18 protein-coding genes are annotated in these 20,875 nt (G+C 42.3%); 12 read left to right on the top strand and 6 right to left on the bottom strand.

Annotation, left to right across the window (positions count from 1 at the left end; all coding sequences use genetic code 11):
* The 8 genes from rsxB (at position 1) to ABFY09_RS00975 (ending at position 8,866) form a co-directional block, all read left to right on the top strand.
* Positions 1–597 carry an electron transport complex subunit RsxB gene (rsxB, locus tag ABFY09_RS00940; protein WP_347982415.1) on the top strand — a complete coding sequence of 199 codons (597 nt, stop codon included), beginning with the start codon at positions 1–3 and terminating at the stop codon, positions 595–597.
* Complete coding sequence (gene rsxC, locus ABFY09_RS00945; RefSeq protein WP_347982416.1) at positions 597–3,713, top strand: electron transport complex subunit RsxC; 3,117 nt, start codon at positions 597–599, stop codon at positions 3,711–3,713. The genes rsxB and rsxC overlap by 1 nt, the downstream gene beginning before the upstream one ends.
* The gene (rsxD, locus tag ABFY09_RS00950; RefSeq protein WP_347982417.1) at positions 3,714–4,772 is read left to right on the top strand and encodes an electron transport complex subunit RsxD; all 1,059 of its coding nucleotides are present in this window, start codon (positions 3,714–3,716) and stop codon (positions 4,770–4,772) included. It begins immediately after the preceding gene.
* On the top strand, positions 4,772–5,389 hold the full coding sequence (gene rsxG, locus ABFY09_RS00955; RefSeq protein ID WP_347982418.1) for an electron transport complex subunit RsxG: 618 nt from the start codon (positions 4,772–4,774) through the stop codon (positions 5,387–5,389). Before rsxD ends, rsxG begins: the two co-directional genes overlap by 1 nt.
* Positions 5,390–5,398: 9 nt before the next feature.
* A complete protein-coding gene (locus ABFY09_RS00960; RefSeq protein ID WP_347982419.1) occupies positions 5,399–6,157 on the top strand; it encodes an electron transport complex subunit E in 759 nt (252 codons plus the stop codon).
* A gap of 29 nt (positions 6,158–6,186) precedes the next feature.
* Complete coding sequence (nth, locus tag ABFY09_RS00965; RefSeq protein ID WP_347982420.1) at positions 6,187–6,822, top strand: endonuclease III; 636 nt, start codon at positions 6,187–6,189, stop codon at positions 6,820–6,822.
* Between the two features lie 153 nt (positions 6,823–6,975).
* Positions 6,976–8,313, top strand: coding sequence for an aspartate aminotransferase family protein (locus ABFY09_RS00970; RefSeq protein ID WP_347982421.1), 1,338 nt, complete (start codon positions 6,976–6,978; stop codon positions 8,311–8,313).
* Positions 8,314–8,539: 226 nt separating this feature from the next.
* Positions 8,540–8,866, top strand: coding sequence for a hypothetical protein (locus tag ABFY09_RS00975; protein ID WP_347982422.1), 327 nt, complete (start codon positions 8,540–8,542; stop codon positions 8,864–8,866).
* Between the two features lie 80 nt (positions 8,867–8,946).
* On the opposite strand, the gene ABFY09_RS00980 is transcribed toward ABFY09_RS00975, so the two are convergent.
* The 5 genes from ABFY09_RS00980 to ABFY09_RS01000 all read right to left on the bottom strand — a co-directional run bounded on the left by ABFY09_RS00980 (position 8,947) and on the right by ABFY09_RS01000 (position 13,742).
* Positions 8,947–9,216: an RNA-binding protein gene (locus tag ABFY09_RS00980; protein WP_347982423.1), complete on the bottom strand. Its 270-nt coding sequence runs from the start codon at positions 9,214–9,216 to the stop codon at positions 8,947–8,949.
* A 124-nt stretch (positions 9,217–9,340) separates the two neighbouring features.
* Complete coding sequence (locus ABFY09_RS00985) at positions 9,341–10,282, bottom strand: nucleoside hydrolase (RefSeq protein WP_347982424.1); 942 nt, start codon at positions 10,280–10,282, stop codon at positions 9,341–9,343.
* Positions 10,283–10,337: 55 nt separating this feature from the next.
* Positions 10,338–11,231, bottom strand: coding sequence for a ribokinase (locus ABFY09_RS00990; RefSeq protein WP_347982425.1), 894 nt, complete (start codon positions 11,229–11,231; stop codon positions 10,338–10,340).
* Between the two features lie 199 nt (positions 11,232–11,430).
* Positions 11,431–12,663, bottom strand: coding sequence for an argininosuccinate synthase (locus ABFY09_RS00995; RefSeq protein WP_347982426.1), 1,233 nt, complete (start codon positions 12,661–12,663; stop codon positions 11,431–11,433).
* A 191-nt stretch (positions 12,664–12,854) separates the two neighbouring features.
* Entirely contained in the window at positions 12,855–13,742 is an 888-nt protein-coding gene (locus ABFY09_RS01000; RefSeq protein WP_347982427.1) for an OmpA family protein, read from the bottom strand.
* 95 nt (positions 13,743–13,837) lie between these two features.
* On the opposite strand from ABFY09_RS01000, the gene rnt reads away from it, so the two are divergent.
* The 3 genes from rnt to ABFY09_RS01015 all read left to right on the top strand — a co-directional run bounded on the left by rnt (position 13,838) and on the right by ABFY09_RS01015 (position 17,827).
* Positions 13,838–14,506 carry a ribonuclease T gene (gene rnt / locus ABFY09_RS01005; RefSeq protein ID WP_347982428.1) on the top strand — a complete coding sequence of 223 codons (669 nt, stop codon included), beginning with the start codon at positions 13,838–13,840 and terminating at the stop codon, positions 14,504–14,506.
* Between the two features lie 74 nt (positions 14,507–14,580).
* Positions 14,581–14,991 (top strand): YbaN family protein, encoded by a 411-nt coding sequence (locus tag ABFY09_RS01010; RefSeq protein ID WP_347982429.1) that lies wholly within the window; start codon positions 14,581–14,583, stop codon positions 14,989–14,991.
* 85 nt (positions 14,992–15,076) lie between these two features.
* Positions 15,077–17,827 (top strand): DUF748 domain-containing protein, encoded by a 2,751-nt coding sequence (locus ABFY09_RS01015; RefSeq protein ID WP_347982430.1) that lies wholly within the window; start codon positions 15,077–15,079, stop codon positions 17,825–17,827.
* A 402-nt stretch (positions 17,828–18,229) separates the two neighbouring features.
* Here ABFY09_RS01015 and ABFY09_RS01020 read toward each other — a convergent pair whose 3' ends face one another.
* Positions 18,230–18,481, bottom strand: coding sequence for a hypothetical protein (locus ABFY09_RS01020; protein WP_347982431.1), 252 nt, complete (start codon positions 18,479–18,481; stop codon positions 18,230–18,232).
* Positions 18,482–18,546: 65 nt separating this feature from the next.
* Between ABFY09_RS01020 and ABFY09_RS01025 the strand changes: the two genes are divergently transcribed.
* Positions 18,547–20,844 (top strand): 7TM diverse intracellular signaling domain-containing protein, encoded by a 2,298-nt coding sequence (locus ABFY09_RS01025; protein ID WP_347982432.1) that lies wholly within the window; start codon positions 18,547–18,549, stop codon positions 20,842–20,844.
* Positions 20,845–20,875: the final 31 nt, after the last annotated feature.

Genomic DNA, 20,875 nt, shown 5'->3' on the forward strand with positions numbered 1-20,875 from the left:
ATGTTAACTGTTTTACTTGCCATTGGTGTGTTGGTTCTTTTATCGCTTATTTTCGGTGCGATTCTAGGTTATGCCAATGTGCGCTTTCATGTAGAAGGCGACCCAATTGTTGATCAGATCGATGCGCTTTTACCACAAACTCAATGTGGCCAGTGCGGTCATCCGGGTTGTCGTCCATACGCCGAAGCCATTGCCAATGGTGAAGCCATTAACCACTGCCCTCCTGGCGGACAAGCCACGATCCAAGCCTTGGCAGATCTTTTAGACGTAGAAGCCATTCCTTTAGACGGAGACCACGGAGAAGAAACAGCAACCAAAGTCGCTGTGATTCGTGAAGACGAATGCATAGGTTGTACTAAATGTATTCAAGCTTGCCCAGTAGACGCTATTTTAGGTGCAGCAAAGCAAATGCATACCGTCATTTCGGACGAATGTACGGGTTGTGACCTCTGTGTTGAACCTTGCCCAGTAGATTGTATTGATATGGTAGAAGTTGGCGTGACAGCAAAAACATGGTCTTGGGATAAACCTCAAGGTATTGCAGCAAACTCATTAAGCATTATTGCAACTGACCGTCAGTCGGAGGCTGTTCACTAATGGCTACAGCAAGCACAACGACTGCAAACATTTTTTCGTTTCATGGCGGCATTCACCCAGCCGAAAACAAAGTTCAATCTTTGCAACTTCCTTTGGGTCACCCAAGCCTGCCAAATGAGCTGATTCTCCCTTTAGGCCAGCATATTGGTCAGTCATCACGCCCTATTGTAGCGATTGGGGATTATGTTCTAAAAGGCCAGACGATTGCCGTTAACAATGGTTTTTTAAGTAGCCATCTACATGCGCCGACTTCTGGCACCATTGCAGATATTGAAGAACGTGCGATTGCTCACCCTTCTGGTTTACGCGACCTGTGCATGGTTATTTTCCCAGATCATAAAGATCAATGGATAGAACGCACTCCATTGGAAGCTTGGCGAGCAAAATCTGCAATAGAAATCCTTGAATACCTAGCCAACATGGGCATTGTAGGGATGGGCGGCGCAGGCTTCCCAACGCAAGTAAAACTACAAGGCGCACATAAAAATGCACTCAAATATTTCATTATTAATGCGGCAGAGTGCGAGCCTTACATCACAGCCGATGACATGCTGATCAGAGAAAAGACTCAAGAGCTTATTTCTGGCATCGAAGTTTTGCAGCATATTGTGAACGCAGAACAAGTCATTATCGGTATTGAAGACAATAAGCCAACCGCCATTGCAGCACTTAATACCTTATTGAGTGAACAAAACAGCAGCATCCAAGTGGCTGTTGTGCCAACAAAATACCCTTCTGGCGGCGAAAAACAGCTTATCCAACTATTAACTGGTCAAGAAGTCCCAAGTGGACAATACCCTGCTGATATTGGTGTTTTATGTCAGAACGTCGGCACATGTGTCGCCGTTCATGACGCTATTTTCCATGGCCAACCCTTGATTTCACGATTCACCACACTAACAGGTGACGCGCTAAAAGCACCTCAGAACGTTGAAGTATTATTGGGAACACCTGTAACTCATTTATTAGATTACGCTGATTCTGACGAAAAAAAGTTACACCGTTTGGTTATGGGCGGCCCAATGATGGGTTACACCTTAGACTCTGCGGCTGTGCCTATTGTTAAAACCAGTAACTGTATTTTAGCGGCAACCAAAAAAGAACTACCAACACCGAATCCAGAACAAGCCTGTATTCGTTGTGGCATGTGTGAACAAGCCTGCCCTGCAAGCTTATTACCACAACAATTACTTTGGTTCAGTAAAAGCCAAGAGCATGAAAAAGCCGAACACTACAATCTGTTTGATTGCATCGAATGTGGCGCTTGCTCTTACGTTTGTCCAAGTAGCATTCCTTTAGTCCAGTACTACCGACACACGAAGAGCGCCATTCGTGAAGCACGCGAAGCCAATGTGAAATCTGATTTGGCGAAGCAGCGTTTTGAAGCTCGTAAAGCGCGCCAAGAAGCAGAAGCCGCTGAGAAAGAAGCGAAGCGCCTTGCTCGTCAAAAAGCATCGCCAGCGAAACCTGCGGCGAAAACCGCTGCACCTAAGGCAGCTCCAAGCCCGTCTTCTACAACACCTGGTATTAGTGACGAAGCTAAAAAGCTAAAAGTAGACATTGCTATTGGCAAAACAAAACTGAAGAAAGCACAGAAGTTACTGCTTGAAGCTCAAGAAAGTGAGCATCTTGAAGACATCAAGTCACTACAACTGAAGGTGGCAGAGCAAGAAACACAGCTTGCGTCTTTAGAAGATAAGCTGAGCAAACTGACACCTGCTACTGCCCCAGCGAAAGCCGAAGCAAAGCCAACCGTTAGTGATGAATTGAAAAAAGCAAAAGTAGACGTTGCTCTTATTGGTGTGAAATTGAAAAAGCTGAATAAGCAATTAGAAGAAACGCCTGATGATCAAGAGCTAAAAGAGAAAGTAGCTGGCTTAGAAACAGACCTAAAAACCGCACAAGCGACAGTTGAAAAACTAAGTACTGACTCAGCAGCATCCCCTTCTCCTACGGCCGCACCAAAAGCAACCATCAATGACGAACTGAAAAAGTTAAAAATTGATGCGGCTATAGCCAAAGCAGCAGTTAAAAAAGTCGAAAAGGCACTGAAAAAAGCGGAAGAAATTCAGGCACCAGAAGTGGATGCCATTCGTCAACAACTGAAAGAAGCTCAACAAAGAGCAGATGAATTAGAAAAGGCGCTAGCAAATCCGCAAGTGACCAACACTAACTCTGCACCTGCGCCAAGCAGCCCAAATGCTGACGCAGAAAAGAAACGTAAGATTGATTTAGCCATCGCCAAAGCGGGTATCAAGAAAGCTGAAAAGAATATCGCTCTCTTGAAAGAACAAGGTAAAGACGAGACTGAAATAGATGCATCAGAATGGCCTAAGAAACTAGCGGAAGCACAAGGAAAACTGGCAGCGCTTGAAAATGAATCTGCACCAGCGCCAGCTGTGGAAGCGAAAGCAGAAGTCGCGGCACCTGCAAACGCGGATGCCGACAAGAAACGCAAGATTGACTTAGCCATTGCCAAAGCGGGTATCAAGAAAGCTGAAAAGAATATCGCTCTCTTAAAAGAGCAAGGCAAAGACGACGTTGAAATAGATGCATCGGAGTGGCCTAAGAAACTAGCGGAAGCACAAGGAAAACTGGCAGCGCTTGAACATGAATCTGCACCAGCACCAGCTTTGGAAGCGAAAACAGAAGTCGCGGCACCTGCAAACGCGGATGCCGACAAGAAACGCAAGATCGACTTGGCCATTGCCAAAGCGAGTATCAAGAAAGCTGAAAAGAACATCGTGCTTTTGAAAGAACAAGGCAAAGACGACGCTGAAATAGACGTATCAGAATGGCCGAAAAAACTAGCAGAAGCACAAGAAAAACTTACTGCATTGGAGTCAAACAGCAATAACTCGGCGACAGAGAAAAGCGCTGAGAAATCTCCAGAGCCAAAAGTAGCCGAAAGCCCTGCTGATTTAGCAGGTCAAATTAAACAACAAAAAATTGCGGCTGCATTAGCAAAAGCACAAATAAATAAGCTAACTAAGCGTCTAAACAGTGAGCCAGAAGCAGCTGACAGTATTCAGCAAGAAATCGCGGCCACACGTCAAAAACAACAAGACGCAGAAGCCTTGCTAGCAAAACTTACTCATTCGCAAGAGAGTCTATAAATGGCATTATTGAGGATTTCATCACCCCACACTCAACGTGCAGGACATCGCACTTCTTGGGTTATGCAGATGGTGATCTTAGCGACCATTCCTGGTATCGCAGTACAAACTTGGCTGTTCGGTTGGGGAACGTTAATCAACCTAATGATTGCAAGTATCGCAGCATTAGCTTGTGAAGCGGCTATTTTGTCGATCCGTCGCCGTTCTGTTGCTTTCTTTCTAAAAGATTACAGCGCCCTACTCACTGCCGTTTTACTGGGTGTCGCTTTACCACCAACCGTGCCTTGGTGGGTAACGATAACCGCTGTCGGCTTTGCGATTATTTTTGCGAAACAACTTTATGGCGGCTTGGGCAACAATCCGTTTAACCCAGCTATGGTGGGTTATGCCATCGTACTTGTGTCCTTTCCTGTGCCGATGAGCCAATGGTTGGGCACTCAATCCATTGTCGCATCAGGTGAAAGCCTGTCTTTCCTACAGAGTCTACAAGCTATTTTCCATCACTTACCCAATGTAGATGGTTACACAATGGCGACGCCGCTAGACGGCTTCAAGAACAAAGATTTGCTTGATAGTGCAACAGCATTCCAAACTATTGAAGCGCTACAGAGCGCCAATCTTAATAGTTGGTTGTGGGTCAATATGGCTTATCTAGTTGGCGGACTTGGCTTGCTTTGGTTGCGCATTATTACTTGGCACACACCTGTCGCCGTTTTAAGTGCTTTGCTTGTCATGGCTGGCATATTCCACTTGTTTGACATGAGCAACACGGCAACACCACTGTTCCACCTGACAACAGGTGCCGCTATGTTTGGTGCCTTTTTTATCGCTACAGACCCTGTTTCTTCTTGCACCAGTAATCGTGGTAAATTGATTTATGGCGCTGGCATTGGCATCTTAATTTACATTATCCGTACTTGGGGCGGTTACCCAGATGGTGTGGCCTTTGCTGTACTGCTAATGAACTTCTCTGCACCGCTTATTGATTATTACACTCAACCTCGTACTTATGGTCATAAAAAGGCCAAAAAAGGCTTGAAGATAGGAGAAGATAACTAATGGAATTATTAGCCTCTATCCGTCGTAATAGTCTTGGCTTGGGCATCTTCGCGGTGTTAACTGCTGGACTTATTGCTCTGACTCATCAGTACACTAAAAGCACTATTAAAGACAATATATTGAATGCGCAAATCTCAGCCTTCAACGAGATTTTGCCAGCTGAATTATACGATAACGACTTAACAACAGACGTTACGACCTTGCCTGCTGACCCCTTACTCGGAAGCCCAGAAGGCATCAAAATCCACATAGCCCGTAAAGATGGCGATGTTACTGGAATCATCTTTGAAACCATTGCTCCAAGTGGTTACAACGGCAATTTGGATTTGCTTGTTGCCATCGATAAAAACGGCGTAGTAACTGGCAGCCGCGTAATTAGTCATAAAGAAACACCTGGCTTAGGCGACAAGGTGGATTTGAAAAAATCGAATTGGATCTTAAGCTTTGCGAACACTTCCTTATCCAATCCAACAATTGAAGGTTGGGCAGTGAAAAAAGATGGCGGTGACTTCGATCAATTTACAGGTGCGACAATCACTCCTCGCGCTGTCGTTCGTGCCGTGAAGAATACTCTCGTATATTTTGAACAACATAAAGATGCGCTGCTAGCGCGTTAGGATAAAAAAATGAGCGCTGAAACAGACACAAGTGACGCGGTTAATAACAGTAAACCGAGCACAAACTACGCTGAAATCGTTTACAACGGCATCTGGAAAAACAACCCAGCCTTAGTGCAGTTATTGGGGTTGTGTCCAATGCTAGCAGTGACCAGTACAGTGGTTAACGCTTTAGGTTTAGGGCTGGCGACTTTAGTGGTATTGGTTGGCTCTAACGTTGCGGTTTCTTTGATTCGAAACTATGTTGCCGATGCGGTTCGCTTACCTGCTTTCGTGATGATTATTGCTTCTTTCACAACCTGCATCGAATTAATCATGCAAGCTTACACATATGAGCTGTATCAGATTCTGGGGATTTTCATCCCTTTGATCGTAACGAATTGTGCGATTCTTGGCCGCGCAGACGCTTTCGCAAGTCGTAACCCAATAATACCTTCGGCATTAGATGGCTTAATGATGGGATTAGGTTTCGGTGTGATTCTTGTTGCGCTTGGTGCAATGCGTGAACTGATCGGACAAGGTACGTTATTCGCTGACATGCAGTTGCTATTTGGTGATATCGCTGTCAATTGGAAATGGGTGGTTTTTGATGACTACCCGAATGTTTTATTCGTAATTTTACCGCCAGGTGCATTCATTGGTTTGGGGTTACTTATCGCCTTTAAGAATTACCTTGATGAGAGAGAAAAACAACGCCTTGCCGCACAAAAAGCCAAAGATGGCCCAAGTGAATCCAAACGTGTTCGTGTGACTGGGCAAGTTAGCTAAAATCTGGACAGAACGAAAGGCAATTTCAGGTGAACAAAGAAAAGCGCTACGAAATTTTTTCCCGCTTACGAGCAGAAAATCCAAACCCTGTGACCGAGCTAGAATACAGCTCGCCTTTTGAACTTTTGATTGCCGTTTTGTTTTCTGCCCAAGCCACAGACGTAAGCGTTAATAAAGCGACCAGAAAACTTTTTCCTGTCGCAAATACCCCAGAAAAAATGCTCGCATTAGGTGTAGAAGGTTTAAAAATCTACATTAAAACCATCGGGCTTTTTAATGCCAAAGCAGAAAACGCCATCAAAACCTGCAAAATTCTCATTGAAAAGCATAACAGTGTTGTTCCTGAAACCCGTGAAGAGTTGGAAGCCTTACCCGGTGTTGGCCGTAAAACCGCCAATGTCGTATTGAATACCGCTTTTCGACAAATAGCTATGGCGGTCGATACGCACATCTTTCGCTTTGGTAACCGCACAAAAGTGGCACCGGGAAAAAACGTCTTAGAAGTAGAAATGAAGCTGCTGAAATTCGTCCCTAAAGAGTTTCTTTTAGACGCGCATCATTGGATGATTTTGCACGGTCGTTACATTTGTGTAGCACGTAAACCCAAATGTGACGCCTGCATTATTGAAGATCTTTGCGAGTTTAAAGAAAAAACCTCGACGTAATTCTTCATTAGTATCACTGACGTCACAGTTATGTAGTTTGCCCTCACTTAGTTAACTAAAAACCAATCTAAATTTAAATAACAACAAATTTAATAAACCTTTCCAGCTCGGCATTCTCTGTCTATAGATTTCGACTTTAGAGAGAATAACGCCATGAGCCATATTGCTAAACCAAACCTTACTCAAGCTCAATTAGACGCCCACTGGATGTCTTATTCTGGGAACCGTCAATTCAAAAAAGACCCTCGTATTCTTGTTGCTGCTGAAGGTAATTATTATACCGACCTTGACGGACGAAAAATATTTGATGGTTTGTCTGGCTTATGGACATGCGGTTTAGGCCACAGTGTTCCTACTATCAATGAAGCGGTTGCTGAGCAAGTAAAAACATTGGATTACTCTCCTGCATTTCAATTCGGTCATGAGAAGTCTTTTCTGCTGGCTGAGCAAATCACACAATTTATGCCGGACGGTCTGAACCGTATATTTTTTACAGGGTCTGGCTCTGAATCTGTCGATACCGCTTTAAAAGTCGCTCGAGCTTATTGGCGCAAGAAAGGTATGGGCACGAAAACTAAGTTCATCGGTCGTGCAAAAGGCTATCACGGTGCTGGCATTTCTGGCTTCAGTGTTGGCGGCATTCCAGCGAACCGTACTTTATACGGCCAAGGGTTAGAATCTTATCACCTGCCTCACACTCAAGTTCCAGGTACAGAATTCACTAAAGGCATGTCTGAGTTTGGCAAAGAGCGTGCTGAAGATTTGGTGAACCTTATTACTTTGCATGACGCTTCCAACATTGCGGCAGTCATTGTTGAGCCTATGTCCGGTTCTGGCGGTGTTATTATCCCACCACAAGGTTATTTAAAGCGCTTACGAGAAATCTGTGACCAACACAATATCCTGTTGATATTCGATGAAGTCATCACAGCTTTTGGGCGAATGGGAGCAAAAACAGGCTCTGAAGCATTTGGCGTCACGCCAGATGTTATCACCATGGCGAAACAGGTAACAAATGGTGTTATCCCAATGGGAGCCGTGGCATTTAAGCAAGAAATTTACGACACCTTCATGGACACTGGCGGCCCAGATTACATGTTAGAAATCCCTCACGGCTACACTTATGCCGCTCACCCAATTGCTTGTGCTGCAGGTCTCGCATCTTTAGGGGAACTCAAAAAACAGGGGCTAATAGAGCGTGTAAAAAACATGAGTGGATTTTGGGAAGACAGTGTTCATCAACTAAAAGACACAAGCCCTATTATCACGGATATTCGTAACTATGGCTTCGCAGCAGGCATCACGATTGCGCCGGTTGATAATGAAGCTGGTAAGCGCCCTTTCCAAATCGCCATGGACATGTGGGACAAAGGTTATTACGTCCGTTATGGTGCTGATACGATTCAATTAGCACCACCTTTTACAACAGAAAAGTCTGAAATAGACAGCATGATCAATGCCCTTGGAGATTCCATTCAAAAGCTAGGTTAAGGCCAATTATTCCGACAGAAAAGTAAGCCCACCTATCCATGGGCTTACTTTTAAATAGAGCATTTTCTCTTTCTATAACAAAGTCTTATATCAAGTCAAAGCTTCTTCATTTCCTTTGTTTAAATTGAATTTAACTTCATTACACTCAGTATTTTTTGCTCTATAATAATCCTCTGGAATACACCATATGGTGTTAGATCTTCATCTAGGAAAGGATAAATAATCAGTGTCGATAACTCACTCTCCTTACGTTCGTTGCTTCTGGACTGGCTCTCTGTATTTAACGAATGGCATTGTTATGCCAATTCATTGCACTCATATTTCAACAAAGAAAATAGAGATAGAAGCACTGAATGGGCTACAAGGTTCTAAAATAGTGAAGTTGGAGTTAAACGCCATCCATGAAGAAAAGATGACAAAAATTAAAATATTGTGTGATCCACTGGCTGACATACTTAATGAGCACGACAAGCACTATATTAAATTGGCATTTCACACGATTTCAGACAAAGATATGAGCTTTATTAAAGAGTTTGCAGACGCACACTCTTAGAAAAATCTAACAATAAAACGACAGGCGCAAGAAATGAAAAAGGACTATATGAATAGCCCTTTATTTATATAAACTTCGCTTTATTCTTCAGTATCGCTTTTCGCTGCAGAGGCATCTTCCGCTTTTTTCACACGGATCTTAGCGCCATCTACTTCTTTACCATTTAGCGTTTTAATAGCCGCTTTTGCTTCACCCACTTTTGGCATTTCAACGAAAGCAAATCCTTTGGATTCACCTGTTTCTTTATCCATGACTAAGCTGCAAGACTGCAAAATACCATGCTCTGAGAACAAAGCAACAAGCTCTTCTTCTGTTGTATTACGAGCCAAATTTCTTACTAATAATTTCATATTTAGGTTTCTCTATGGGAAATGCGTTGGGGATCAGATAATAAAAAAGGCATGAGAACACGCTCTCATGCCTTTTACTAGTTACTTTTAAAAAGTTCGACGATATGTAGTGTCTAAAGCAAAATTACGACAAGGTTGTTTCAAACAACTTCAATAATCTATCGCTGTCGACTTCCATACACACTTGCGTCATAGGAACATCATTCCAATGTGGTGTTGGGAAATCCATGCCTTCTGGTGCAAAAATGGTTTGGCCGATACCGATGCCTTCGCAAGCAACACGCACCGCACCTAACTCAACACCAAAAATGCTTGGGTCCATCACATAAGCAATCGTCGATGCATCATGGAAATAACAGCCATTCATATCAAAACGGCTGCTGTAGAAGTTAATGTAATGCTGTGCGCAGTCGTATAAGAAACCACCTTCGGTTGGGTTTGCTTCTCGGATACGCTCAAGAATTGGGTTGTCCAATAGAACCTGATGAGTAACATCTAGACCAATCATGGTCACTTGCCAAGACGCCGTAAAGACAGCATCGGCAGCATGTGGGTCATTCATAATATTGGCTTCTGCAACAGGCGAAACGTTTCCGTATTCAATCGCTGTGCCGCCCATAAGAACCACTTCATCAACAAGATTTTCGACTTCTGGGTCGAGTTTCAAAGCTTCCGCCAAGTTGCCTAACGGCCCAAGCGCAATAATGGTCACTTCACCCGGAAACTCACGAACCGTGTCGACGATAAATTGCGCAGCGCTTTTCTCAACGGCTTTGCCTTTTGGTGCTGGCCAGTCAATATTACCGAAACCGTCTTTACCATGAACAAAATCAGGATGCGGGCGCGGAGCAATGACAGAAGGCACAGCAACCCCTTTTGCAACCGGCACGGTCACTTTTGCAATTTCTGTTAGTGTAATGGCGTTCTGTGTGGCCAAATCAACCGATACGTTACCAAAGGTTGTGGTTAATCCTAATACTTCTAGTTGCGGCGCTTGAAAAGCAAAAAAGATCGCCATTGCATCATCGATGCCCGGATCCGTATCAATAATAATTTTACGAGCCATATTAAAAATCCTCGATCATTGTCTGTCATAAACGACTGAGTCGTTTGAGTCTGTGTTAGTTATGAGTAGACAGAAAGCCATCTACTTCACTGGAATCTGGGATCGCAACCATAGCGCCAATACGAGTCACGCACAAAGCCGAAGCGGCACAGCCTCGTTGCATAGCTTTTTCTGTCTCAGTACCAGATAAAATGGCGGACAGTGTAAAACCAATAAAGGTATCACCTGCCGCGGTTGTGTCTTGCGCGTCGACTTTAAACGCTGGCACATAAAGGTTTTCACCACGGTCAAAATAGCGTACGCCATCACTGCCTAACGTCATCAAAACCGTTAATTCTGGGTATTGTTCTGGCAAGGCTTTCGTTGCAGCGTCTATTGAGTCCACACCTGCTAAATCCATGGCTTCCACTTCGTTTACAATCAATAAAGTCACATAAGGCAAAACGACTTTGGTTAATTCAGCGTCCATTGGCGCGGGATTAAACGCCACTTTCAAACCTTTGCTGTGCGCTTGCTTAATAATGTAATCAACAAGGTTGGTTTCGTTTTGCAATAACACCCAATCGTCTTGCAAAGCCTGATCTAAAATACGGTCAATACACGCTTTTTCAAAACAATGATTCGCGCCTTGGTACAAAATAATCGAGTTTTCAGCCGCTTTGGTTAACTGAATAATCGCGTGCCCCGTTGGCGTATCAATAGACTCAACCAACTCAACATTCACACCGTATTCTTGTAATTGGCTCAAAATAAACTGGTCAGCAGAATGAATAGCACCAACATGCTTCACCTCTGCGCCCGCTTTTGCTAATGCTACGGATTGGTTCGCACCCTTACCACCCAATAGACACTGATAACTATCTGACGCCATGGTTTCACCTGGGCGCACAAAATGGTCCAGTTGGTAAAGATGATCTAAATTAATAGAACCAAAGTTATAAATTGTCATATTTCCCTCAGGGATTACTTAAGAGTGAACCTATTATCTACCGTACTGGATAGCATGCCATCAACATAGCGCGCTTCGATTGTATAAATTTCTGACCGATTGAACAAACATTTATTTCTCTCCAGAAATCAACCAGACAACGCCAATAAAAAAACGCCCCATTCTGAAGAATGGAGCGTTTTTAAAGAAGCGTGTTTGCTTATTTATCGCTGTCTAAAAAGCCACGGCCTTTTTGAGCGGCAATACGCATACGCAATGCATTTAGTTTAATGAAGCCTGCTGCGTCTTTTTGGTCATAAGCGCCCGCGTCGTCTTCAAACGTTGCAATAGAGCTATCAAACAAGCTGTTGTCAGATTGGCGACCAACAACGGTTACGTTACCTTTATATAGCTTAAGGCGGACAGTACCGTTTACGTAAGTTTGAGATGCGTCAATCAAGGCTTGCATCATGCGGCGCTCTTCAGACCACCAGAAGCCGTTGTAAATGATTTTTGCGTAACGCGGCATCATTTCATCTTTCAGATGCATTGCTTCACGATCCAACGTGATGGATTCAATCGCGCGGTGCGCTTTCATCATGATAGTGCCGCCCGGTGTTTCGTAACAACCACGCGCTTTCATACCAACAAAACGGTTTTCTACAATGTCTACACGGCCAATACCGTTCGCACCACCAATTTTGTTCAATGTTTCTAGCATAGTTGCTGGCGATAAAGCTTCACCATTCAAAGAAACTGGATCACCTTTTTCGTAGCCAATCTCAATATAAGTCGCTTCATTTGGTGCCTCTTCTGGAGACACAGACCAACGCCACATGTCATCTTCTGGCTCAGTCCAAGGGTCTTCTAATTGATCACCTTCAAAAGAGATATGCAGTAAGTTTGCGTCCATGGAGTAAGGCGACTTTTTCTTCTTCGTCGAGAAATCGACTGGGATTTTATGCTCTTCACAGTACGCCATTAAAGTCTCACGAGAGGTAAGATCCCATTCGCGCCAAGGAGCAATCACTTGCACGCCTGGTTTCAATGCGTAAGCACCAAGTTCAAAGCGTACTTGGTCGTTACCTTTACCTGTCGCGCCATGAGAAATAGCATCTGCGCCCGTTTCGTTCGCAATTTCAATCAAACGCTTAGCGATTAATGGACGAGCAATAGAAGTACCAAGTAAGTATTCACCTTCGTAAATTGTGTTGGCGCGGAACATAGGAAAAACGAAATCGCGGACAAATTCTTCACGCAAATCTTCGATGTAGATTTCCTTAATACCCAACGCTTGAGCTTTAGCGCGAGCTGGTTCAACCTCTTCACCCTGACCCAAATCAGCGGTAAAAGTAACCACTTCACAGTTATACTCTTCTTGAAGCCACTTCACGATTACGGAAGTATCCAGGCCGCCTGAATAGGCAAGCACTACCTTCTTCACGTCAGACATTATCTCTATTCTCCTAAACGGGCTTGCGCTCCCACACCAATGCTTTAAAACCAGTTCATGGCGGCGCAAATGATTTATAAAATGGGCTGTAAGTGTAAGATTTCGGTTCTTGCTTAGCAAGTAAAAAGCCTTGCTTCCCTCATAAAATTGAGTCAAACAAGGCCTTTTGATTATTTGTTGATATAACGGAATCAGTTACTTTCAGATTTTTCCAAACGAATCGTTACTCGTCGATTTCGCTCTCTGCCCTGAGCCGTATTATTCGAAGCAGATGGATAACGCTCACCATGATAACGAGAAACTATTTTTGCCGCTGGAACGCCTTTATCGAGCAAATAAGCCGTTACTTTTTCCGCTCTCAATTTGGATAGTTCACGGTTATCTCGGCGAGAACCGATTAAATCCGTATGACCATCAATATAGATGTATTCCACACTAGAGTCAGAAGACACATACAAAGCAACTAAATCTAAACGGGCTTTTATTCGCTCCGTTAGATCCACACCATTAACAGGAAATAATGCCGCTGTTCTTGCGATTTGGTCATAGTTAACAGGCAGTAAACCAGACAAGCAACGACGAAATTCATTGTAGGCTGGAGCAAAGTTGATATTCGACAACCCTACCTCAACAGTTTCTCGGTTATTTTCCCATGCGGTTCCAGCCACAATAGGATGACGACCTCGATCCAAACTGGTGAGCATTCTTTCCGCTACTTTACCACCCACCTCAACCGTTAGACCATAACCTGGATAAGGTAGAATTTCTAAGGTTTCAGGCTTCACTCCAGGAGACCAACTCGGTGCTTGAGAGATAATGTACACTTGGCCTGGGCCTAACTTCTCATTTTGCGGCTGCAGGATAAATTTCATCGGCTCTCCAGCTTCTTTTATAAAGTGCCCTTCACCATAATGAGGTACGGGATGCGTTAAACTGCAAGAAAATATATCCCCTGATAACAGCCACTCAGAATCCGTAATGCCAGATTGATAATGTGTTAATGCGCTCACTTGCCCAAACGGCAAACAAGCTGTTAGCGTAAATACAGTACGAATTAGAAGTTGTTGGGTAATTCCCATTGAGACGTCTCGTTCAAGCATTATCAAATGTGTTATGATTCGATCCTATTATATACCGTCATTGTTCATCAAGCGGCAGAATTAAGGACCTTCTTTTGTCAAACCACGAAATTAAAGATCGATTCCGAGGTTATCTACCTATTGTTATCGACGTAGAAACCGCAGGCTTTAATCAAAAAACTGATGCTTTATTAGAAATGGCTGCCAGTATCCTAAGAATGGATGAAAATGGCGATTTTTATATCCATGAAACCTTAGAGTATATTATTAAACCTTTTGAAGGTGCCAACTTAGAAAAGTCAGCCTTAGATTTTACGGGCATCGACCCTTTTGCACCAGGAAGAGAAGACATTACCGAGCAGGAAGCATTATCACAAATGTTTTCTAAAGTTCGTAAGGAGCTCAAATCTTCAGGTTGCAAACGTGCCATTTTAGTAGGTCACAATGCTGCTTTTGATCACGGTTTTTTAAATGCAGCCATTGAACGTGCTGAAATAAAGCGCAATCCTTTTCATCCGTTTTCTAGCTTTGACACAGCCAGTTTGGCAGGCTTAGTATTTGGACAAACTGTCTTGGCAAAAGCCTGTGAAGTTGCATCAATTCCATTTAGCAACTCCGAAGCACACTCGGCTAAATACGATACAGAAAAAACAGCTGAATTATTTTGTGACATGGTTAACCGCTGGAAGCAACTTGGTGGATGGCCATTGATTGCCAATGAAACAGAAGATGATATGGCGTCTATTTTCCACTCAGGAAAATAAGACACACTGAAAACGAACTTTATTCCTTTCATCAAGCTAGGGTTCGTTTTTTATTCAGATGATGAGTTAACAATATGACAGGAAAGCGAATTTTATATTTGATGTTAGGGTGGCTTTCCTTAATCACTGGTATTATTGGTATTTTCTTGCCACTACTGCCAACAACCCCTTTGGTGTTACTCGCCGCTTGGTGTTTTTCAAAATCCTCCGACCGATTCCATGCTTGGTTACTCAACCATAAGTTTTTTGGCCCAATCGTAAAAGATTGGCAATCCTCTGATGGCATTCCGAAACGCTCCAGAAACCGTGCGATTATTTTTATGTGGGCAGGCATGGCGATTTCTATCACTCTTGTTTGGCGCTTTTGGGCTACGATGGGGCTTATCTTTATCGGCATCTGTGTCAGTATTTATTTGCTAAGAATGCCTTTACGTACAGAATCTTTACCATCTAATTCAGTAGAAGATAAAGAAGAAAACCTTTAATCTATTAAGCTGTTTTTTTAATCTTCAGTGACTAGAAAATACGCCTATACTGAACCATATTTTTTTATCTAAAGGCCACGAAATAATGACTCGCCGACACTTTCGGAACTTTATCTTTTTTCCTTTTTCAGTCTTAGTTATCATCGTCATCCTAATCTGGATTGCGACTCCTTTTATAGCAAAACACTACCTAACAACCTTCTTCCAAGAACAAGGTGAAGAAGCGTCTGTCGATACGATCTCTGTCGATTTTTTCCCTCCAAAAATTGATATAAAGAACCTTGTTGTGACAAAGCAACAGCAGGAAACCTTATCTTTAAAACACGCAACATTTGAAGTGAGAATTTGGCCTCTACTCGCTCGTACTGTTCGCATATCAGAAGCCAGTATTGATGGTTTCCAGGTTACACTGGCTCAGCAAGAAAAAGACTGGATCGTAGCGGGTATCAATACATCTCAATACTTTGCAGAGGAAGCAGAAGAAAAAGAGCCTGCCGTTAAAGAAACTCCTTCCGAAAACAGCGCTCCATGGTCTATTAACTTACCTACTTTCTCTTTCACAGACAGCCAACTCTATCTTTCACGTCAACTCAATCCGAAGACACCAGCTCAATTAGATAGCTTTACTTTGAAGAAGCTGACTGTAAAAGACCTTTCTGGACAAGGAAAAAGCTGGAATGGAGAAATCAGCCTATCTGCATTAGTCAATCAAGCTCGCTTTTCAGTAAGCAGCTTATTTGATTATTCTCCTGAGGAAACAAGCCTAGATGTAAAAATTGAAGACACTCTTTTACCTATCGATAGTTTCCAAAACTTTATTCCAGAGCCTTACAATAAAACGATAGGGAAGCTGAGCCTAGATGGGCAACTCCAGTTAGAGCAAACCCAAGTAAACAATGAACCCTTCATTGAAATAAAGCAGCTTGTATTGAACTCAGTTATAGAAGACCTAGACCTCAGCCTGAATAACGGAGAAAGGGTTCAAACAAAATCGACTGCGCTGTCTATCAGCCAATCCACTATTCAATTTTCGTCTGCTGAGAAATTAAAAGCCACAGCGAATATTACCCTTAAGTCACAAAACACTTCTTTTAATCAAGAAGATATCATCGCCAGTTATGAGTCATTTGATTTCGAAAACGCTCTGTCTGTTGAAATGAATGACGGCTTACTTACCGCCCAAAACAATCAACTCAGTATTAATATTCAAGGATTAAAAGGCTCCTTTGAAGAAGATAAGAAAGTGTCCATTGAGACAGTTTCATTAACCGCAGAACAAATCAATGCTGATATAGACAGCCAACAAGCGCCTTCTATTATTGGCACCAACCTGCAGTTTGAAAGTACATCTTTCGATAGTTTCTTAACAGATGACAAGCGTATCGCTTCATTTGACAAAACGGGCTTCAATGGATTGTCTTTCACTCAAAAGGGTGAAGTATTTGACGTCGCATTAGATTTATTCGGTGTGGATAATTTAACATTTTCTGAGGCATTAACAGCATCAGGAGAAAGCCAAAAAGCGCTACCAGCCTTAACTTATGTGGGCAAAATTCAAGTACAAAATATCAAAGCAGATTCCAAAGGTGTGAGCATCGATTCCATTATCTCAGACACCGTGAAAGTAAATACGATTATCAGCTCAAATAAGGCATTGGCAAACCTCGTTTTCCAAGAAGAGCAAGACTCAGAGACAGCATCAAACACCATACCTCAGGCATCTTTGCAGGGTTCTGGATCACCAAAAGCCTCAGACGCTCAACACGCCATAGAAAACACACCAAACGCCGAACAAGAACCGGCATTCAAAGCCCCCTATTATGTCGCTCTAAAGTCATTTGACATCACGGGTGAGTCAGCTGTTCATGTGCAAGATCAAAGTATTAAACCAGCGTTACAACGCACTCTGAATATAGACACTCTCTCTTTACGTGATCTAAATACACAAGATAAAGAGCAAGCAACGGTGTTGTCTTTAAAAGCGCGTAATGGGAAGTACTCAACACTCGACAGTAACATTACGATTTGGCCACTTGCAGATGCGCTCACTATGCAAAGTACATTGGTAGTTAAAGAAGCTGAATTACCACCTTACTCGTCCTATATCGCCAATGCACTTGGCTATCAGATTGACTCAGGGCAGTTGAATTTAGATTTAAAACTAGATGCAGACAATGGCGTATTAGATGGCAACTCTCATGTTTTACTCAGACAGTTTAACCTTGGTGGACGCCAAGAAAGCAATTCCGTTATCAAGGCAGGTGCTGTGCCTCTCAATATCGCAGTGGGCATATTAAAAGACAGCGATGACAACATTGACTTAGACATACCGCTTTCTGGCAATGTTAATAATCCAGAGTTCGGCTGGAAAAGCTTTCTCGTTCAACCAGTGCGCGCCGCTCTTTATAAAGTATCAAGCAACTACCTAATGCAAACCTTCATTCCTTATGCAAACGTCATCACCATTGCACAGTTTGCCGGAGAACAATTGCTTAAAGTACGTGTAGAACCTCTTATTTTCACAGCTGAAGAGATTCAATTAAATAGCTCGCAAGATACATTTTTAGAACAGTTAGTTGCATTAATGAAAGACAAACAAGAGAGCCAATTAAAAGCCTGTGGCGTTACAAGTTATCTAGACTTAGGGTTCGAGAAGCCACCAGCAGAATTAAACGATAAAATGAAAGCACTAGCACTTAATTTGGCTCAGGAACGTGCGGATAACTTAAAAGGTTTTTTGGTGGAGAAAGGCATTAGTTCTTCTCGTATTTTAATCTGCTCCCCAGAAGTTGATCTATCAAAAAGCAGTCAACCTCGTGTAGAACTTAACTTCTAAAATTCTATCTTCATACATTGTGCAGTATCAATTTTTTAAAGGATTGAGGCTGCACAATGCCATTCCCTTACACTATCAACGCAAGATAAATAAAAGACCATCAAGTTTTATTTTCGCCCTGGACAGCACTTTTTGTCACCATAGTAATTATCTCCATAATTACAGCTGACCTCTTGAGAGGTACGATGTCTACGCAGCAAACCTGAAAATCGTTGTCCCATGATAGTGATTAAGTCTCGCATTTCATTACTCCTACTAAGTTTGTAGCTAGAATATTAATCAAACCCAAAAAAACAGTAAAAGCTATATTTTTTATAAAATCGATACAATAAAACTATCAACTATTTATAATACGAAGCACTATCGCTTAATAAGAATTACTACCCCTATATCTTTCTTTTATTACTTTTTTAATTGCGCTTCTTTCTTATTCAACCAAGCGCGAAGTAAACGCCCAAGCTCAAGCACAATCAGACCAAAAACAATTCCAGCGACCCAATCAAACGCCAACACGAAGCCAAGTACTGCGACCATTCCATAACCATATATGAGGTTCGTTCGGGTTTTAGGTTTTGATTGTCGTGTAAACCAAGTAACCGCTAACAACAGTAAACTAAACCAAACGTAATATTCCACCAAAATTGGATATAGCATTCGATCCCCTATCTAGTTAATAATGATAACTTACACCTTCTTTTTGACGGGCATAGGCTATCGTTTTGTTTTCTCGGTTAATTTTACTCTTTTTAATTGTCGTCTCCAACTTTACTTGGGGAGCAAGTGACGTTGCCATCATTGATGACGACAACAACACTTTCAATATCGCGGAAAGCGGTTTCTTCTTCATCGACAAAAACAAAACGATTTCCTTTGATGAAATACAATCAAGCGAATACGCCAAACAATTTCGCCCCATCAATCGCAGCTTTCTCCAGCTTGGCATAGTTGAAGGTAATATTTGGATTCGCTCCGATATAGCCATTCGAACAACAACCAACATTCCTATTGTTTTAGAAGTGAATTCCCCAAGAATCCAAAATTTAGAAATCTTTTTGCCAACACTATATGACAATCAAATACAGGCAGAATTCGGCAGCGCTCACACCTACAACAGTAAAGCTATCAAATCGGCGAAGTACTTATTCACCTTGCCAATCAACACACCAGCGGTTTTTACCGTCTATTTCAAACTGTCTTCTCACCTTCCTGTGAATGCCCAAATAGAGCTTAAAACCTTATCGAAATTAAGCTCAGACTCTCAAAAAGACTTTATATTCACAGGTGTACTGATTGGTGTTTTGTTAGCGTTGTTTATTTGCAATATCTTTTTCTACATCCAATCTCGCAATCTGATGTATTTAATTTATGCGGGGTTACTTGTCTCTATCATCATCTTACACTTGGCTCTCCACGGCCAAATATCTCAGTTCTTTCCTAATAAAACTGGGATGCAAGAACGCATATACAATCTATCTTCTTTCCTTTGCCTTAGTACGATTGTATTCTTTTCTCGACTCTATCTTGATACCAAACAGCACCTTCCGATGTTAGACAAAGTCTTACTCGTAATAGGTTCGTTAAATGCTTTCTTCGCTATTATTTTCTCTACGGCCCCAGAGTCGATGAACATTGTTATTCTGTCGATCATGGCTGTCGTGACAATTTCAACATTAACATGTCACGCGATTGTCTCTTGCATCAAGAAAATTCCATTTTCTGGCTACTACCTTGCTGCTCGCTCCATTCTATTAATCGGTCATTTATCTTGGATCATGTCAGTTTATGGACTTATTCCCAGTGCAAAATTATTAGAGTGGGGGTTATCCATCACCATTATCATCGAGACATTGATCCACTTTACAGGAATAATTTCTCAGAAATCATCCTTATTCCAACCTCATATTTATAAAGCCAAACACTCTCAAGATGAAATATTTGATCTTTTATCGGATCTTTCTAGCCGTTTACGTCGCCAAATCAATATTATCGGTGGCGGAATTACGCATCTAGAACAAGCTGCAGTCTCTCCAGACACAAAATTACTCATCGCAAGTACCCAGACAGCAAACAACAATTTGAAAAGTTTGATTACCCGTATCGATTACCTAAGTGATCTTGAAGACAAAACTGCCTTTGAGCAAACGACGCCTGTATCACTCAACCAGCTTATTGATAACGCTCATCACAATTTCCAACGCATTGACCAAGACAGTGCGCTCATTGAAATAAACACCAACAAAACAGACAGGGTTGAAATCTTAAACAATGCACAAGTACTGCAGCACCTTATTGAAGTGTTGGCCGAAGAGTTTAAGCATTTCACCAACCAAACGCTGACCATTAGCATCACTCATCATGATGTAAACCGAGAAGGCATTACTTTACTGGAAATTGAGTGTTCTCCATTGCCGACTAGAGCCAGTACTCAAACCGCCAGTTTCGATTTTGGCTCAGGCTATATCGAGCTATTAGTGCAATATCTAAATGGAGAATGCCACTTATCTGACAACGACCAAACCAATCGCATTAATATCCAAATTCCAACTCAATCCCATATTCGCAGTTTGGCTCATAGAAGCGAGCAACAAAGCCATTTTGATATTATTTTACTTGGGCAAGAAGACAATGATCTGCAAAAAACACTCACGCTATTACAAAACTATCAAAACAAAATAGAGCATTTTGCCACGCTAGAATCTCTGCTGGATCACCTAAACCAATCAAAACAAAGAACATCTGGCCTGATTATTTTGGTGTTTGATAATGGTGGACACATCCCTCACATCACACAGCAAAGGTTATTGCCTTTGATGAACATAGAAGATCAATGCCTACTCATCAGCAACAATATTAAAATGTCACCTGATTATGCCAAAAAGCTTGGCTTTGATGAGATACTTCCTTGTTCGGAATTAGACAGCCAATTTAAAGCAATGCTCTCTCGTTTAATTCAAAAAGGCGACAGATTAAAGAACACCTCTTTGTCACGCATCAAGACTTTGAACAAAACGCCTTGATGCCAGTAAATGAACTCTGAATAATACAGAT

The sequence above is a fragment of the Marinomonas sp. 5E14-1 genome (assembly GCF_039939215.1).
Classification (GTDB): Bacteria; Pseudomonadota; Gammaproteobacteria; order Pseudomonadales; family Marinomonadaceae; genus Marinomonas.

Coding starts and splice junctions, on each gene's coding strand:
- ABFY09_RS00985 (WP_347982424.1), bottom strand. CDS start 10,282: ATGGCTCGTAAAATTATTATTGATACGGATCCGGGCATCGATGATGCA.
- rsxD (WP_347982417.1), top strand. CDS start 3,714: ATGGCATTATTGAGGATTTCATCACCCCACACTCAACGTGCAGGACAT.
- ABFY09_RS00995 (WP_347982426.1), bottom strand. CDS start 12,663: ATGTCTGACGTGAAGAAGGTAGTGCTTGCCTATTCAGGCGGCCTGGAT.
- ABFY09_RS01020 (WP_347982431.1), bottom strand. CDS start 18,481: ATGCTATATCCAATTTTGGTGGAATATTACGTTTGGTTTAGTTTACTG.
- rsxC (WP_347982416.1), top strand. CDS start 597: ATGGCTACAGCAAGCACAACGACTGCAAACATTTTTTCGTTTCATGGC.
- ABFY09_RS01000 (WP_347982427.1), bottom strand. CDS start 13,742: ATGGGAATTACCCAACAACTTCTAATTCGTACTGTATTTACGCTAACA.
- ABFY09_RS00960 (WP_347982419.1), top strand. CDS start 5,399: ATGAGCGCTGAAACAGACACAAGTGACGCGGTTAATAACAGTAAACCG.
- ABFY09_RS00990 (WP_347982425.1), bottom strand. CDS start 11,231: ATGACAATTTATAACTTTGGTTCTATTAATTTAGATCATCTTTACCAA.
- rsxG (WP_347982418.1), top strand. CDS start 4,772: ATGGAATTATTAGCCTCTATCCGTCGTAATAGTCTTGGCTTGGGCATC.
- ABFY09_RS00970 (WP_347982421.1), top strand. CDS start 6,976: ATGAGCCATATTGCTAAACCAAACCTTACTCAAGCTCAATTAGACGCC.
- rsxB (WP_347982415.1), top strand. CDS start 1: ATGTTAACTGTTTTACTTGCCATTGGTGTGTTGGTTCTTTTATCGCTT.
- ABFY09_RS01010 (WP_347982429.1), top strand. CDS start 14,581: ATGACAGGAAAGCGAATTTTATATTTGATGTTAGGGTGGCTTTCCTTA.
- ABFY09_RS00980 (WP_347982423.1), bottom strand. CDS start 9,216: ATGAAATTATTAGTAAGAAATTTGGCTCGTAATACAACAGAAGAAGAG.
- ABFY09_RS01015 (WP_347982430.1), top strand. CDS start 15,077: ATGACTCGCCGACACTTTCGGAACTTTATCTTTTTTCCTTTTTCAGTC.